At 67.0% G+C, this 13,779-nt stretch carries 16 protein-coding genes and 1 riboswitch; of the genes, 11 read left to right on the forward strand and 5 right to left on the reverse strand.

Annotated features, from left to right (window positions below; genetic code table 11):
* Positions 1-113: 113 nt before the first annotated feature.
* The 5 genes from HPT29_RS15650 to HPT29_RS15670 all read left to right on the forward strand — a co-directional run bounded on the left by HPT29_RS15650 (position 114) and on the right by HPT29_RS15670 (position 5,187).
* The gene (locus HPT29_RS15650) at positions 114-1,898 is read left to right on the forward strand and encodes a cache domain-containing protein (protein ID WP_173949170.1); all 1,785 of its coding nucleotides are present in this window, start codon (positions 114-116) and stop codon (positions 1,896-1,898) included.
* A 172-nt stretch (positions 1,899-2,070) separates the two neighbouring features.
* Positions 2,071-3,048 carry an ABC transporter substrate-binding protein gene (locus HPT29_RS15655; RefSeq protein WP_173949169.1) on the forward strand — a complete coding sequence of 326 codons (978 nt, stop codon included), beginning with the start codon at positions 2,071-2,073 and terminating at the stop codon, positions 3,046-3,048.
* A 198-nt stretch (positions 3,049-3,246) separates the two neighbouring features.
* Positions 3,247-3,999, forward strand: coding sequence for a Crp/Fnr family transcriptional regulator (locus HPT29_RS15660; RefSeq protein WP_173949168.1), 753 nt, complete (start codon positions 3,247-3,249; stop codon positions 3,997-3,999).
* A gap of 428 nt (positions 4,000-4,427) precedes the next feature.
* The gene (locus HPT29_RS15665) at positions 4,428-4,739 is read left to right on the forward strand and encodes a hypothetical protein (protein ID WP_173949167.1); all 312 of its coding nucleotides are present in this window, start codon (positions 4,428-4,430) and stop codon (positions 4,737-4,739) included.
* A 97-nt stretch (positions 4,740-4,836) separates the two neighbouring features.
* Positions 4,837-5,187: an STAS domain-containing protein gene (locus HPT29_RS15670; RefSeq protein WP_173949166.1), complete on the forward strand. Its 351-nt coding sequence runs from the start codon at positions 4,837-4,839 to the stop codon at positions 5,185-5,187.
* 10 nt (positions 5,188-5,197) lie between these two features.
* On the opposite strand, the gene HPT29_RS15675 is transcribed toward HPT29_RS15670, so the two are convergent.
* Positions 5,198-5,443: a DUF6894 family protein gene (locus tag HPT29_RS15675; protein ID WP_173949165.1), complete on the reverse strand. Its 246-nt coding sequence runs from the start codon at positions 5,441-5,443 to the stop codon at positions 5,198-5,200.
* Positions 5,444-5,685: 242 nt separating this feature from the next.
* Between HPT29_RS15675 and HPT29_RS15680 the strand changes: the two genes are divergently transcribed.
* Positions 5,686-5,940: a hypothetical protein gene (locus HPT29_RS15680; protein ID WP_173949164.1), complete on the forward strand. Its 255-nt coding sequence runs from the start codon at positions 5,686-5,688 to the stop codon at positions 5,938-5,940.
* Between the two features lie 147 nt (positions 5,941-6,087).
* Entirely contained in the window at positions 6,088-6,534 is a 447-nt protein-coding gene (locus tag HPT29_RS15685) for a PilZ domain-containing protein (protein ID WP_173949163.1), read from the forward strand.
* A 9-nt stretch (positions 6,535-6,543) separates the two neighbouring features.
* Here the strand turns inward: HPT29_RS15685 and HPT29_RS15690 are convergent, their stop codons facing one another.
* On the reverse strand, positions 6,544-6,768 hold the full coding sequence (locus HPT29_RS15690) for a hypothetical protein (protein WP_259060071.1): 225 nt from the start codon (positions 6,766-6,768) through the stop codon (positions 6,544-6,546).
* A gap of 437 nt (positions 6,769-7,205) precedes the next feature.
* The gene (gene cobD, locus HPT29_RS15695) at positions 7,206-8,204 is read right to left on the reverse strand and encodes a threonine-phosphate decarboxylase CobD (protein ID WP_173949161.1); all 999 of its coding nucleotides are present in this window, start codon (positions 8,202-8,204) and stop codon (positions 7,206-7,208) included.
* A gap of 23 nt (positions 8,205-8,227) precedes the next feature.
* Between cobD and cbiB the strand changes: the two genes are divergently transcribed.
* On the forward strand, positions 8,228-9,214 hold the full coding sequence (gene cbiB, locus HPT29_RS15700) for an adenosylcobinamide-phosphate synthase CbiB (protein WP_173949160.1): 987 nt from the start codon (positions 8,228-8,230) through the stop codon (positions 9,212-9,214).
* On the opposite strand, the gene HPT29_RS15705 is transcribed toward cbiB, so the two are convergent.
* Positions 9,201-10,646: a cobyric acid synthase gene (locus HPT29_RS15705; protein WP_173949208.1), complete on the reverse strand. Its 1,446-nt coding sequence runs from the start codon at positions 10,644-10,646 to the stop codon at positions 9,201-9,203. The genes cbiB and HPT29_RS15705 overlap by 14 nt on opposite strands.
* Positions 10,647-10,658: 12 nt before the next feature.
* Positions 10,659-11,264 (reverse strand): cob(I)yrinic acid a,c-diamide adenosyltransferase, encoded by a 606-nt coding sequence (gene cobO, locus HPT29_RS15710; protein ID WP_173949159.1) that lies wholly within the window; start codon positions 11,262-11,264, stop codon positions 10,659-10,661.
* 105 nt (positions 11,265-11,369) lie between these two features.
* Positions 11,370-11,557: riboswitch (cobalamin riboswitch) on the forward strand.
* A 121-nt stretch (positions 11,558-11,678) separates the two neighbouring features.
* Here cobO and HPT29_RS15715 point away from each other — a divergent pair.
* The 3 genes from HPT29_RS15715 to cobW are packed head-to-tail and all read left to right on the forward strand — an operon-like array spanning position 11,679 to position 13,779.
* On the forward strand, positions 11,679-12,320 hold the full coding sequence (locus HPT29_RS15715) for a HupE/UreJ family protein (protein ID WP_173949158.1): 642 nt from the start codon (positions 11,679-11,681) through the stop codon (positions 12,318-12,320).
* A gap of 4 nt (positions 12,321-12,324) precedes the next feature.
* A complete protein-coding gene (locus HPT29_RS15720; protein WP_173949157.1) occupies positions 12,325-12,720 on the forward strand; it encodes a DUF1636 family protein in 396 nt (131 codons plus the stop codon).
* A 24-nt stretch (positions 12,721-12,744) separates the two neighbouring features.
* Complete coding sequence (gene cobW, locus HPT29_RS15725) at positions 12,745-13,779, forward strand: cobalamin biosynthesis protein CobW (protein ID WP_173949156.1); 1,035 nt, start codon at positions 12,745-12,747, stop codon at positions 13,777-13,779.

Below are 13,779 nucleotides of genomic sequence, written 5' to 3' on the forward strand. Positions count from 1 at the left end.
ACGGGTCGAGGGCTCTCGATGACCGCCTTGCCTTCCGTGTCGACGCACCGCACGCACCCTGCCCTCGCCTTGCCTGCCCGTCTCCTGTGGGACCGGCTGAGGCGCAGCCGGTCATGACCAGGCATCGCCTCAGGTTCAGCGGGCTGTTCCAGAAATACTTCCTCGTGCTGTATCTCGCCGTGGTCATCCCCCTGGCGACCAATGGCGTCAGCGAAGCCTGGTTCAGCTATCGCGACCAACGGACGACGCTCGACCAGTTGCTGGAGGTCGAGGCGCGATCGGCAGCCGTCAAGATCCAAGGTTTCCTCGAGGGCATCACCAATCAGCTCGGCGGCCTCGTCCAGCTTTCCTGGACGGAGGAGCCCGACGAGCGCCGGCGGATCGATGCTCTGCGCCTGATGCGGCAGGTGCCGGCCATCGTCAGCCTCACCCTGGTCGACGGCGCCGGGCGCGAGCGGCTGTATGTTTCGCGCATCGGATTGAACCGGACAGAGAGCCGCGCGAACCGCTCGGAGAACGAGGCCGTCGCCGGAGCCCGTTCCGCCCCCCTGTGGTACGGAGAGGTCCGCTACTACCGCGACTCCGAGCCGTACCTGACGATCGCGCTGTCCGGCAACCGCCCCTCCGTGGGAGTGGTCGTCGCCGAGGTGAACCTGAAGCTGATCTGGGATGTGATCTCGGCCATCAAGATCGGCGAGACGGGCTCCGCGTTCCTGCTCGATGGGCCCGGCCGGCTCATCGCCCATCCGGACATCAGTCTGGTGCTGCGCGGAGCGGACGAGACCACCCTGGCGCCGTTCCGGGCGCTCAGGGAGTTGATCAGGCAGGCCGGCACGGACGTCGTCACAGGCACGGACGATCAGGGAAAGGCGATCGCCGCCGCAGCCGCTCCCGTGCCCGGGCCCGACTGGACGATCGTCGTCGAGCAGCCGCTGTCCGAGGCGTTCGGACCCATCTATGCCGCCCTGTGGCGGACCGGCGGCCTCCTGCTGGCAGGCGCCGCCTTCGCGGGCCTGCTGGCCTATGTTCTGGCCAGCCGGATGACCGATCCGATCCGGCGGCTCGAGGAGGGCACCGAACGGATCGGCGCCGGACATTTCGAGCATCGCATCCATATCGGGACGGGCGACGAGCTCCAGCGCCTGGCGGACAGCTTCAACGTTATGGCGGCGGAGCTCGCCGTCTCCCAGGAGCGGCAGGAGCGGATCGCCAAACTGAAGCGGTTCCTGGCGCCTCAGGTCGCCGAGCTCGTCGACCGCAAGGGCGACGACAGCGTGCTCGAGGGGCGGCGCACCGAGGTGGTGGTGGTGTTCTGCGATCTGCGCGGGTTCACGGCGTTCTCAGCGAAGGCGACGCCCGACGAGGTGATGAACGTGCTGTCCGAATATTACGATGCTCTCGGTCACATCATCACGAGGAACGCCGCGACGCTCACGAGCTTTTCGGGGGACGGCCTGATGCTGCTTCTGAACGCTCCCGTCGCGATCGACGACCCTGCCCTCAGGGCCGTGGACATGGCGGCGGACATGCAGCGAAGCGTCCAGGACCTCATCGTCGGCTGGAGCCGGCGCGGACACCGGATCGGGTTCGGAATCGGGTTGGCCATGGGGCCCGCGACCGTCGGGCGGATCGGGTACGAAAGCCGGTTCGACTACACGGCCATCGGCAGTGTCGTGAACCTCGCCGCGCGCCTGTGCGCATCGGCGGCTGACGGGGAGATCCTCGCGGATGTCACTGTTGCCGAGGCCGTGATGCACAAGCGCGCCATCGCGTCGCTAGGGCTGCGCTCGATCAAGGGTTACGACGAGAGGATGCCCGTCTACGGGGTGCCTTTCGCAGAGCCGCCCGCGTGTCCCGAAGCGGTTGCAGGCAGCCCGGATGCCGCCACGCAGCTCTGACCGCGCGACACGATAGGCCGAAATTCCCTCTGGTTTCGGGACGCAAACAATGCGTCTATCATGCCGCTGGGTTGTGGGGCCCCGTAGACACGTCGAGGCAGCAGGCGATGAGTGTTGAACGCAGTGCCCCCATGAACGTCCGAAACGTTGCGCCCGCGCGGACGCAGACCCGATGAGGCGCCGCGACTTCATCTCCGCGCTCGGTGCGGCAACGCTGGCACTTCCGGCGCGCGCTCAGCCTCTCACGGTTCCTCTGATCGGATATCTCGGCCCCGAATCGCCCGAACCCTTCGCCAGCCGGCTCAAAGCCTTCCGCGACGGCCTCGGCGAGAGCGGGTTTTCCGAGAGTCGCAACGTCGCCATCGAGTATCGTTGGGCGCAAGGGCAGTACAAACTCCTGCCGGCTCTCGCCGCCGAGCTGGCGGCGCGCAAACCCGCCGTCATCGTGGCGGCCGGCGGCGCTCCCGCGGCCCTGGCGGCGAAAGCGGCCACAAGCACGATCACGATCGTGTTCGAGATGGGTGGAGACCCCGTCGCGCTGGGAGTCGTGGACAGCCTGTCCCGACCCGGAGGCAATCTCACCGGGGTGTCGAGCCTGAGCGTGGAAGTCTCGCGCAAGCGGCTCGAATTTATGCATGAGCTGCTGCCCGACGCGACCGAGTTCGCCGTTGCGGTCAATCCCACCAGCCCGACGGCCGATTCACAGCTTAAGAACCTCCATGCGGCGGCCGATGCTCTCAGCGTGCGGCTTCTCGTTCTGAGCACCAGTGACGAACGGGAATTCGAAAACCTGTTCTCATCGGTTGCCGGGCTCAAGGTCGGCGGCCTGGTGTTCACGTCCGATCCCTATTTCGCGTTCCGCAGCCAGCGCCTCTCAGCGCTGGCGACCCGCTACCGCGTGCCGGCCATCACGCAGTCACGCGACTTCCCGAACGCGGGCGGGCTCATGAGCTATGGCGGAGATTTCACGCAATCGCACCGACGCACCGGCGTCTATGCGGGGAGAATCCTCAACGGGGAGAAGCCTGCCGATCTTCCTGTTCAGCTCGTCACGAAAGTGGAACTGTTCGTGAACCTGAAGGCGGCCGCCGCTCTCGGCATCACCGTGCCGCCCTCGCTGCTCAGCAGCGCCGACGTGGTGATCGAATGACCCGGGTCGCCCCCGTGCGGGCGGCATCGCCCGCGCCGTTCGTGCATCGCGGCCGATGACGGAGCCATCCGGGCGGCGAGTGCCGTTCGCCGGCCTCCGATCCGTGTCCGATGCAGCATTTTGCACATCCTCAGGCGACCCGTTGTGATAGAATGATCCCTGTTCAGAACAGGACCGTTCGCCGTGGCGCAGGTTCGGATGAACAGCCCCCATCGATCCAATCGGCTCCTGGCCGCTCTGGATGAAGAGGACTTCGCGTTCCTTGAGCCGCATTTCGAACTGGTCGAGTTCGAACGGGGTCATGTGGTCTACGAGGCCGGGCAGACGATCCAGCATACCTACTTCCCCCATAGTGCGGTCGTCTCTCTCGTGACCGTCATGATCGACGGCAAATCGGCCGAGATGGCCACGTTCGGATGTGAATCCCTGTTCGGTTTCGTCAGCGCCTTCGTGTCGCGCAACTCGTTCGGACGCTATATCGTCCAGATCCCCGGAATCGCATCGCGCATCGCATTGGACCTGATGCACGACGCCTTCAAAACTCGTCCCAATGTTCAGCAGCTCATCCTGCGTTTCACCGAAGCCCTGCTGGCGCAGACGCTCCAGAGCGTCGCCTGCAACGCCACCCACGGCGTCGAGGCGCGATGCTGCCGCTGGATCCTCAGCACGCGCGACCGCTGGGGCTCGGACGAACTGCCCCTGACGCATGAATTTCTCGCGGAGATGCTGGGAGTCCAGCGCTCGACGGTGAGCGCCGTCACGCGGACCCTTCACGAGGCCGGGCTCATCAACCAGAGTAGAGGCATCATCACCATCGTGGATCGCCGCGGCCTCGAAGAGACGGCCTGCGAGTGCTACGAGATCATCCGGAGCAAGTTTTCTCAACTCCTGCCCGTGTGGGAATCGGAGGAAGCCAATGGTGTTGACATGCCGGGCGCCCGCCACAGGTAAGACAGCCTGTGACGTCCCAGCAACCGAGCCTTGATGTGGTTAAGCGAACGCTCCCCCGCACTGCCCTGCCGGCCCATCTGATCGACAAGGGCCTGATCGCTGCGGCCGTGACGGCAGCCGTGACGGCCCTCCTCCTCTGTTCTCAGCTTCCCTAGCGGGTTGTGGTCCCGGGCCGGGTTCATCCGCCGCGCGGGCCTCAAGGACGCTCGTCCCAGGCCCGGGCAATGGCCGCAAGGCCCATGGTCTCTCTGCCGAGAGAGATCTCTCTTTCAATGCGAGTGGCAGCTGGACGCCCCGTAGTGCCTTCCTCCCGAAAGCCATGGAGCAAAGGTGTGACCACCTTTGCCCCGTCCGTCTCGTGAGACACATGCGAGCGCAGTCGGCTATACTCTTCGTATGAGCCGATCCTCACCCCGTGAGCCTCGCCGATGCGCTATTTCGCTTTTGCCATACTGGCCTGCACCATCCTTGCCTCGGGCAGCGTCTCCGCGCAGGAACGGCGCTGGGCGCCGTCCCCTGAGGGAAAAGCCAGGTGGGCCGCCTGCTACAAGGAAACGCGGCTGATCTTCCGGACGCGGAACCTGTCGCTGCCCGATTACAGGGCCGAGATCAAAGATGCCCGCAAGGCTCACATGCAGCTCTGCATGACCCGGGCGACGCCTCCCGCTCCGGTCAACGTTGCGACGCCCCTGGGTCAGAACCCGGCGAGCGCGCTGGCGAGCTGGGCCAGCAGCCCCTGAGCCTGCACGACCGCCCGACCGTTAATTCCCGTTAGGATCGAATTCTGAGCTCGTGCGTTAGCCTACGCCGCTTGGATTAATCCTAAAGGGGAACTGCATGAACATCGAGCTGGCTGCTCAGGACTCGGGAACAGCCTTGGTCAACATCGAAGGCCGCCTGGACGCCGCCGCGGCGCCAAACTTCAAGCAGCAGATCTCGTCGGCGATCGCAGGCGGCAACGTCAGGCTCGCCCTCCATCTCGCCCATGTCTCGTTCATGGACAGTACCGGTCTGGGCGCCCTGGTCGCCGCCCTGAAGGCGGCCCGGAAGGCCGACGGCGACATTGGCATCGTGGCACCGAGCAGCCAGGTTCAGAAACTGTTCCGGCTGACCGCCATGGACCGGGTGTTCAGGATCTTCGACACGCACGACGAGGCCCTGCGTCAGCTCAGGCCGGATTCGCGATGAGAGCCGAGGTTCACTCGTCGGACGTCGACGTCGCGTCGATGCAGGGGATGATCAGAACGGGGCGGAGATCCTCCCCGACGATCTCGATCATGATCTCGCTGCTGTAATTCGGCGACATGCCGGCCCAGCTCTTCAGAAGCCTTTCGGCCACTCTTGCGGCCTCGTTCCTGGCGGCCGCAATGTCCGGCAACTCGACGCCACTCGGATCCTCATCGATGCCGAAATGGCTCCTGACATCAATGTAATAGCGGGGCATTACGCATCCCCTCGAAAACGCTGAAGGCCACGGGGCTGATCCACCATGACATTCACCTATGTTAATTGACAATTTCCAGCGTTGAAATTCCCCCTGAATCCCCGCTCACTATTCCGGACAGGCCTAATCATTTATGAAGCCACCCGGCACCACTTCGATGGCATAGTCTTTCTTTGTCACGGCAGGCGAACCGAAGGCGAGCCGCACAGTTGCCAATAGTCTGCCACCCTTCAGGACCTCCGATGCTCTTACCCTGGATGAAACTTGCCACGGACACCACGATGCTGGCCTTCGAGGCTCAGATGGTGATCTGGACCCGTGTGTCCCGTGCCGCCATGGGCCAAGGCTCCCACGCGGAAAACCTCCTGATGGTGACCGAAAAAGTCACTGCGTTCGCGGAAGCGGCGGCGACGCTCGCGGCGGGGGGCTCGCCCCACAAGGTCGTGAAGGGGTACCGCCGGAAGGTCCGGGCCAACGTGAAGCGCCTGAAGCGGTAGATCCTGGCGCGCTCTTGCGGCTCGTTGCCGCAAGTCACTGACCTGCTCACCCTTGCTTGCACGATCTTAAGCCTATCCGCGGGATTTCTGTTCTGCGCCAGATGATCGGTGGTAGTTTTCGGCAGAAGCGCGTCGAAAGGTTCATTCATGCGAGATCGTCGCCAGAGCGAGCGTCTCCCCTCGATCCTGGAGGGCCGGATCGTCCTTGGCCGGGATGCGCCTCACCTTCAATGCACGTTGCGGGACATCTCCTCGACCGGAGCCCGGATCTGGCTTCCGGCTGCGATCGAACTGCCGCAGCAGTTCGAACTCCGGGTTCCTGCCCTCGAACAGACCATGCCGGTTCAGCTCATGTGGTCAAACGGCAAGACCCACGGGGTCATGTTCCAGGAGGAGCTTCAGGGGCTGCCGGCCAACTCGGACGACGTGCCGGACGATATCCAGACACCTGAGCTTCAACCCGCCCTGGCGGGCGTCCCGAAAGGCCTGATCGCGTTGACCGAGCGTGTTCTCGACGACGCTCGTCAACAGCTGGCCGAAATTCTGGAACTGCCGGTCGAGAAAATCCGGCTGCGCCTCGACATCGACCCTTAACCTCGCCTGTCAGCCCTCCGGCCTCACGAGGCGGTTTCGGACCTCGGATATTGCAGCCAGCACCATGGCGCCGACGATCATTGCCGCGAAGAGCTCCCCGAAGATGTGAACGACGGCGCTCTGCTCCGGAAGGTTGTCGAGGATCACGTGATGGAGGTGATGCACCGTCGCGAGGCCGATCCCGAGAAACGCCCCGACCGAGGCCAGTCCAGGCGTGTTCCAAGCCCTCAGCATCTTCTTTTCGAAATGACCGCACGACATCGAACCGCAGCTCCTGCCGATCGTGATCAGACTTATGCAGTCTCGACCACCCCGACCGGGGACACCGGCCGAAACCTGGGCATCACGGTCAGAGCCAAAGCCAAGCCTGCAGGAACAATAACATTCCTTGAGTCAACTCGACAGGGGGGCAGAACTTGCATCCGAAAACTTGGCAATATCGGTCATGCAAGTAAGCTTGACCATTGGCATTACGTATTTTCCACTATTTCTTTTTGGCCTCACTGCAGGCTATAGAATGAACCCATTGATGCGGGGCAATTCACAACAACAGTCACCAAAGATATATTTCAACACTACCGTGCCTGGGGGGCTAAGCACGGGCTCGAGCCGCGGTTTCGATCGAAAGATCGGACGCGGCTTTTTCTTTGTCACGGGATCAACTGGGATCCTCATCTGAAGCTGGTCAAAGCGACTTCGAGACGCCGCCAAGCCTCGTCGGAGCCTGGCAGGCCAAAGCGGAGAAGACGCGGGTCGAACTGGAAGCGTCGCACCCAGATGCCGTGCCGCCCGAGATGGGCGAACAGGTCCGGGGCACGGCTGCTGCCCATGAGGCGGTAGAGGATCGTTCCGGCGGTCGGCTGGTCGGAGCAGGGTTCAAGCAAATCATCGAGGCGGCGGGCATCCTGGCCCCGTGCCTCCTGGGCCGCCAGCCGCCATGGACGATCCCGCAGCGCCCGGCGTCCGACCTCCAGAGCCGGACCCGAGACGGCCCAGGGCCCCAGCACCCGTCGCAACATCCCGGCCGCATCACGGGCCGCGACCGCGAAGCCGAGCCTCACGCCGGCGAGCCCGTAGGTCTTGCCGAAGGAGCGCAGAACGACGGCGTTCTCCGGGAGCACCGGAACGAGCGTCTCGCCGGCGGCGAAATCCGCGAAGGCCTCGTCGACCACGAGCCAGCCGCCGCGTGCCCACAGGCGCTCCGCTTGGTCGAGCAAGACTTGGCGCCCGACGATGCGGCCGTCGGGGTTGTTGGGGTTCACCACGACGAGAACATCCGCCTCTCCCGCAGCGTCGAGCGAGCCGACCTCCACGACGTCGTGTCCCGTCCCGCGCCAGGCTCGGGCATGCTCGGCATAGGTTGGCCCGAGGATTACGACCCGCGACCGGGGGCGCAGGGCCGGCAGCAGGCTGATGAGAACCTGCGTTCCAGGCGCGGCCACCACCACGGCGGCATCGGCCGCGCCATAGGCTTCGGCGGCGGCGGCCTCGAGATCCTCGTGGTCGGCTGGCGCAGGCAGCCGCTCGAACAGACAGGCTGGCAAGGGCGGCATCGGATAGGCTATGGGGTTGATCCCCGTCGACAGGTCGATCCATGGATCGGGCGCATCCGGAAAGAGCCGCCGGGCCACGTCCAGATCGCCGCCGTGCCAGATCCCCGCGTCACTCATCCGCTTCACCCACCGATCGACCCATGATCCTCTCCTGCAGCCTGATCACCCTGAGCCTCGCCCTCGCGGCCGAGGCGGCGTTCGGCTATCCCTCCCGCCTTTACACGTGGATCGGGCATCCCGTCACCTGGATCGGACGGCTGATCAAGGAGCTCGACCGGGGGCTGAACCGGGAGCGCTGGTCTTTCGGCCGGCGCCGCGCCGCGGGCGTTCTCGCCCTGCTGCTGCTTCTAGGCATCACGGGATCGGTCGCGTGGATGCTCCAAGGGGCGCTCCTGCCGGTCGGCCCCGCGGGCCTCGCGATCCTGGCCGTTCTTGCCGGCACGCTGATCGCCCAGCGCAGCCTGCACGAGCATGTGGCGGCGGTGTCTCAGGGTCTTCGGGAGAGCGGCCTCGACGGCGGCCGCCGGGCGGTCTCGATGATCGTCGGACGCAATCCGCAGAGCCTGGACGAGGCGGGGGTCGCCCGCGCGGCCATCGAAAGCCTGGCCGAGAATTTCTCCGACGGGATCGTGGCGCCGGCCTTCTGGCTTGGCCTCGGCGGCCTCCCCGGGGCTGCCCTCTACAAGGCCACGAACACCGCCGACAGCATGATCGGCCACCGCACGCCCCGGCACGAGGCTTTCGGCTGGGCGGCCGCCCGGTTCGACGATCTCGTGAACCTGCCCGCCTCGCGCCTGACCGCCCTGCTCGTCATCGTGGCGGCCGCTCTCCATCGTGGCGCATCGGCCCGGAATGCCTGGCGGGCCGTCCGGCGCGACGCCAGGCAGCACCGCTCACCCAATGCCGGCTGGCCCGAGGCCGCCATGGCCGGGGCCCTGGGCCTGCGCCTTGCTGGCCCCCGGGTCTATGGCAACGTGCTGGTCGAGGATCGCTGGATGGGCGACGGCCGCGCCGAAGCGCGCGCACACGACATCGAGCGGGCGCTTGCCCTCTACCGGACCGCTTGCGCTCTCCTGTTCGGTCTCGCCACGGGATCGGCCCTCGTGGCCTGGCTCATCGCGCGCTGAGGGCGAGGAGCCGGTCGCAGTCGAGATGCCCCTCGAGGTGGTCGGCGAAGCGGTCGAGGATGTCGTCGACGAGGGCCTCGTAGGCGAGATCGCTCGTCTGCGCGCCGATCAGCCGCAGCCACCGCGCCCGCTGGCGGCCGTCCGCGAAGAGGCCGTGGACATAGGTGCCGGTCACGCGGCCATCGGCCGAGACGGCCCCGTCCGTCTGCCCGTCCGCCAGCCGGGCGAAGGCGCGCGACTCCGCATCCGGCCCGGACGTCTCGCCGATATGCATTTCGTAGCCGGAGAGCGGCGTGTCGTCGGCCAGCGTGGTCCCGGCGACCTCCTCCAGCCGCTTCGTCGCCGTGAGCGTGGTCGCCACGTCGAGCAGGCCCAGGCCCTCGACGGCGCGGCCCGCCTCGCCTTCGATGCCGAAGGGATCCTCGATGCGCCGGCCTAGCATCTGGTAGCCGCCGCACAGGCCCAGCACCCGCCCGCCCCGGCGCAGATGGGCCTTCAGGTCGATGTCCCAGCCCTGCGCACGGATGAAGAGCAGATCGTCGATGGTGGTCTTCGAGCCGGGCAAAAGGACGAGCGCGGCCTCGGCCGGAAGCGGCCGGCCGGGCTCGACCAGCACCACCTCGACCCCAGGCTCCTCGCGCAGGGGATCGAGATCGTCGAAGTTGGAGATCCACGGCGTCACCGGAACGGCGATCACCACCGCGCCCTTGCGCCCCTCGCGCCGCAGACCGAGGCCGTCCTCGGCCGGAAGGCGCGCGGCATCGGGAAAATGCGGCACGAGGCCGAGCGCCGGCCAGGCGGTGCGCTCCGCCACGAAGCGCATCCCGCTCTCGAACAGGGCTGGATCGCCCCGGAAGCGGTTGACGACGAAGCCCCGGATCATCGCGGCATCGGCCTCGTCGAGCACCGCCTTCGTGCCCACGAGGCTCGCGATCACGCCGCCCCGGTCGATGTCGCCCACGAGCACCACGGGCACGCCGGCCGCGCGGGCGAAGCCCATATTGGCGATGTCGCCCGCCCTCAGGTTCACCTCCGATGCCGAGCCCGCGCCCTCGACCAGGACGAGATCGGCCTCGCCCGACAGGCGCCCGAAGCTGTCGAGCACCGCCTCCATGAGGCGAGGCTTCCAGGACTGGTATTCGCGCGCCCTGGCGGTGCCGACCACCCGGCCCTGCACCACCACCTGCGAACCGGTCTCGCTCTGGGGTTTGAGCAGCACGGGGTTCATGTGGACGCTCGGCGCCACGCCGGCGGCCCGCGCCTGCAGCGCCTGGGCGCGGCCGATCTCGCCCCCGTCGGCCGTGACGGCGGCGTTGTTCGACATGTTCTGCGGCTTGAACGGCCGGACCGTCAGGCCCCGGCGCGCGAAGACCCGGCACAGGCCCGCCACCAGGAGCGACTTGCCCACGTTGGAGCCGGTGCCCTGCACCATGAGAGCGCGCATCTAGAACTCGACGCCTTCCTGTGCCTTCACGCCGGCGGCGAAGTGGTGCTTCACCAGGGTCATCTCGGTGACGAGATCGGCCGCTTCGATGAGTTCGGGCTTCGCGTTGCGGCCGGTGACGACCACGTGGAGGTCGGGCCGGCGTCGCTTCAGGGTCTCGACCACCTCGGCCAGGTCCAGGTACTCGTAGCGCAGTGCGATGTTGAGCTCGTCCAGCACCAGGAGGCGGACGTCCGGGCGGGCCATCAGGTCCTTCGCCTTCCGCCAGGCCCGCTCCGCCGCCGCCACGTCGCGGGAGCGGTCCTGCGTCTCCCAGGTAAAGCCCTCGCCCATGGTGTGCCATTCGACCTGGTCGGAGAACCGGTCCAGGGCGAGGCGCTCGCCGGTCTCCCAGGCGCCCTTGATGAACTGCACCACGCCGACCCGGAAGCCGCGCCCGAGTGCCCGCAGCATGAGCCCGAAGGCCGCCGTCGACTTGCCTTTGCCAGGGCCCGTATGGACGATAAGGAGCCCCTTCTCGACCGTCTTCGAGGCGACCTCCCGGTCCTGGACCTCCTTGCGCTTGATCATCTTGGCGCGGTGGCGCGCCTCATCGTCCTGGGTCATCCCGATCCTGCCTTCGCCCGAATGGACCGCACCATGAACAGACCCGCCCGGGAATTCAAGGCCGGGTATCTGCAACGCTCAGGCTTGAAAGATGCCCCTCGCCACGGTAAGCGTGTTACGGACGGTGCCCCGGCAACGGGGTGAAAAGGGAATGCGGTGAGACACCGCGGCTGCCCCCGCAACTGTAAGCGGCGAGCCTTCGCTCCACATGCCACTGGGCCTCATCGTCCCGGGAAGGCGGCGAAAAGCATCGACCCGCGAGCCAGGAGACCTGCCGTCAGCCTTTGCTTCTATCGGGTCTGTCGGACGGGGTGTGCCGACGGTGACCGTAGTCGAATGACCTCTCGTCGTTCGGTTCCGTCCGTGGAAGCGCAACAGACTCGACCTGAATTGAGTCTCCCGACGGAGAGAACGATGACTGCACGCCTTCTGCCCCAGACCCGATTCGCCACCCTGACGCTCGCCGGCCTCGTGGCCGCGACCCCTGCCCTGGCCCACCACGCCATGGACGGCCAGATGCCGTCCACCTTCGTCCAGGGCCTGCTCTCGGGCCTCGCCCATCCGGTCATCGGTCTCGATCACCTCGCCGCCCTCCTGGGCGTCGGCCTAGTCTCGTCCCGCTTCGCCCGCGGCCTCACCCTGCCGGCCTTCTGGATCGTCGCCATGGCGGCCGGGATCGGCCTGCACCTGGCGAGCGCCAACCTGCCTTATGCCGAGCTGCTCGTGGCGCTGAGCGTCGTCGTCATCGGGGTCGCGGCCACCGTTCGCACCACGCTCCCCTATGCGGCGATCGCCGCCCTCTTCGCCATCGGCGGCGCCGTGCATGGCTATGCCCTGGGCGAGTCGATCGTCGGGGCGGAATCCACCCCGCTCGCCGCCTATCTGGCCGGCCTCGTCGTGGTCCAGACCGCGCTCACGACCGGGATCGCCTTCGCGGCCCGGCGCTTCGCCAAGGCTCCGCTCCAGGCTCCCTCCCTGCGGCTGCGCCTCGCCGGCCTGGCGGTCGCCCTCGCCGGGGCCGCGACCTTTGCCCTGGCCCTGTCGACCGTCGCCTGACGTCATGACCTCATCCCATGAGGAGATCTGCCTGCATGTCTGCGTCACCTGCCGCGAGGCGGGTGGCCCGGACGACAAGGCGCTCCGGCCCGGTGCCGTCCTGCACCGGGCCCTCACGGAGGCGCTCGCCCGGCCCGACGCACCCAAGGTGCGCGTGGAGGCGGTCGAGTGCCTGTCCGTGTGCAAGCGACCGTGCACGATCGCCGTCTCCGCCCCCGGACGCTGGACCTACATCTACGGCGACCTGAACGCCGAGACCTCGGTCGAGACGATCCTGGACGGGCTGCGGCGCTATGCAGACACGTCCGAAGGCCTCGTGCCCTGGCGCGAGCGGCCCGAGGCCTTCCGCAAGGGCGTCGTCGCCCGCATTCCCCCGTTCAAGACCAACAGCGCGGCCTGACCGAGGCCGCCGAAAGGCTCACTCATGAGCGATCTCACCAAGATCCCCTGCACCATCGTCACCGGGTTCCTCGGGGCCGGGAAGACCACCCTGGTGCGCCACCTCCTTGAGAATGCGGGCGGGCGCCGCCTCGCGGTTCTCGTCAACGAGTTCGGCGATCTCGGCTTCGACGGCTCCTTCATTGAAGGCTGCGGCATCGAAGGCTGCACGCAGGACGACATCGTCGAGCTGCCCAACGGCTGCCTGTGCTGCACGGTGGCGGACGATTTCGTCCCGGCCCTGAACACCCTGCTCAACCGGCCAAACCCGCCGGAGCACATCCTGATCGAGACCTCGGGCCTTGCCCTGCCAAAGCCGCTGGTGCGCGCCTTCAATTGGCCGGACATCCGCTCCCGCGTGACGGTCGACGGCGTGATCGCCGTGGTCGACGGGCCGGCCGTGGCCTCGGGAGCCTTCGCGGAGGATCCGGAGGCGCTGGAGGCGCAGCGCCAGGCAGATTCCTCCGTCGATCACGAGAACCCGTTGGAGGAGGTGTTCGAGGATCAGCTTCTCTGCGCCGACCTTATCATCCTCAACAAGACCGACCAGATGGCCGCCGGGGACAAGGGCAAGGTCCTGGCCGAGATCGAGGAGCATCTGCCCCGCGCCGTGAAGGTGATCGAGACCGCGCACGGCAAGGTCGATCCGACGATCCTGCTCGGCCTCGGAGCGGCCGCGGAGGCGGACCTCGAATCCCGCCCCTCGCACCACGAGACCGCCGACGACCACGACCATGATGATTTCGACAGCATCGCGATTCCGGTTGCGCCCGTGGACTCGCCCGAGGCGCTCGTCGCCCGCGTCGAGCGCGCCGCGGAAGCCGCCGGCGTGCTGCGGATCAAGGGCTTCGCGCCCGTCGACGGCAAGCCCATGCGCCTCGTGGTGCAGGGCGTCGGCACGCGCGTCGCGCATCACTTCGACCGGCCCTGGAAGGCCGGCGAGGCGCGCGACGGGCGCATGGTGGTGATCGGCCTGAAAGGCTTCGACCTGTCGGCCGTCGAGGCCGCTCTGCGCGGGTGA

This window comes from Microvirga terrae, from assembly GCF_013307435.2.
Classification (GTDB): domain Bacteria; phylum Pseudomonadota; class Alphaproteobacteria; order Rhizobiales; family Beijerinckiaceae; genus Microvirga; species Microvirga terrae.

Excerpts from the sequence above, each read along its gene's own strand:
- HPT29_RS15650 (WP_173949170.1), top strand. The coding sequence starts at position 114 with ATGACCAGGCATCGCCTCAGGTTCAGCGGGCTGTTCCAGAAATACTTC.
- HPT29_RS15655 (WP_173949169.1), top strand. The coding sequence starts at position 2,071 with ATGAGGCGCCGCGACTTCATCTCCGCGCTCGGTGCGGCAACGCTGGCA.
- HPT29_RS15660 (WP_173949168.1), top strand. The coding sequence starts at position 3,247 with ATGAACAGCCCCCATCGATCCAATCGGCTCCTGGCCGCTCTGGATGAA.
- HPT29_RS15665 (WP_173949167.1), top strand. The coding sequence starts at position 4,428 with ATGCGCTATTTCGCTTTTGCCATACTGGCCTGCACCATCCTTGCCTCG.
- HPT29_RS15670 (WP_173949166.1), top strand. The coding sequence starts at position 4,837 with ATGAACATCGAGCTGGCTGCTCAGGACTCGGGAACAGCCTTGGTCAAC.
- HPT29_RS15675 (WP_173949165.1), bottom strand. The coding sequence starts at position 5,443 with ATGCCCCGCTATTACATTGATGTCAGGAGCCATTTCGGCATCGATGAG.
- HPT29_RS15680 (WP_173949164.1), top strand. The coding sequence starts at position 5,686 with ATGCTCTTACCCTGGATGAAACTTGCCACGGACACCACGATGCTGGCC.
- HPT29_RS15685 (WP_173949163.1), top strand. The coding sequence starts at position 6,088 with ATGCGAGATCGTCGCCAGAGCGAGCGTCTCCCCTCGATCCTGGAGGGC.
- HPT29_RS15690 (WP_259060071.1), bottom strand. The coding sequence starts at position 6,768 with ATGCTGAGGGCTTGGAACACGCCTGGACTGGCCTCGGTCGGGGCGTTT.
- cobD (WP_173949161.1), bottom strand. The coding sequence starts at position 8,204 with ATGAGTGACGCGGGGATCTGGCACGGCGGCGATCTGGACGTGGCCCGG.
- cbiB (WP_173949160.1), top strand. The coding sequence starts at position 8,228 with ATGATCCTCTCCTGCAGCCTGATCACCCTGAGCCTCGCCCTCGCGGCC.
- HPT29_RS15705 (WP_173949208.1), bottom strand. The coding sequence starts at position 10,646 with ATGGTGCAGGGCACCGGCTCCAACGTGGGCAAGTCGCTCCTGGTGGCG.
- cobO (WP_173949159.1), bottom strand. The coding sequence starts at position 11,264 with ATGACCCAGGACGATGAGGCGCGCCACCGCGCCAAGATGATCAAGCGC.
- HPT29_RS15715 (WP_173949158.1), top strand. The coding sequence starts at position 11,679 with ATGACTGCACGCCTTCTGCCCCAGACCCGATTCGCCACCCTGACGCTC.
- HPT29_RS15720 (WP_173949157.1), top strand. The coding sequence starts at position 12,325 with ATGACCTCATCCCATGAGGAGATCTGCCTGCATGTCTGCGTCACCTGC.
- cobW (WP_173949156.1), top strand. The coding sequence starts at position 12,745 with ATGAGCGATCTCACCAAGATCCCCTGCACCATCGTCACCGGGTTCCTC.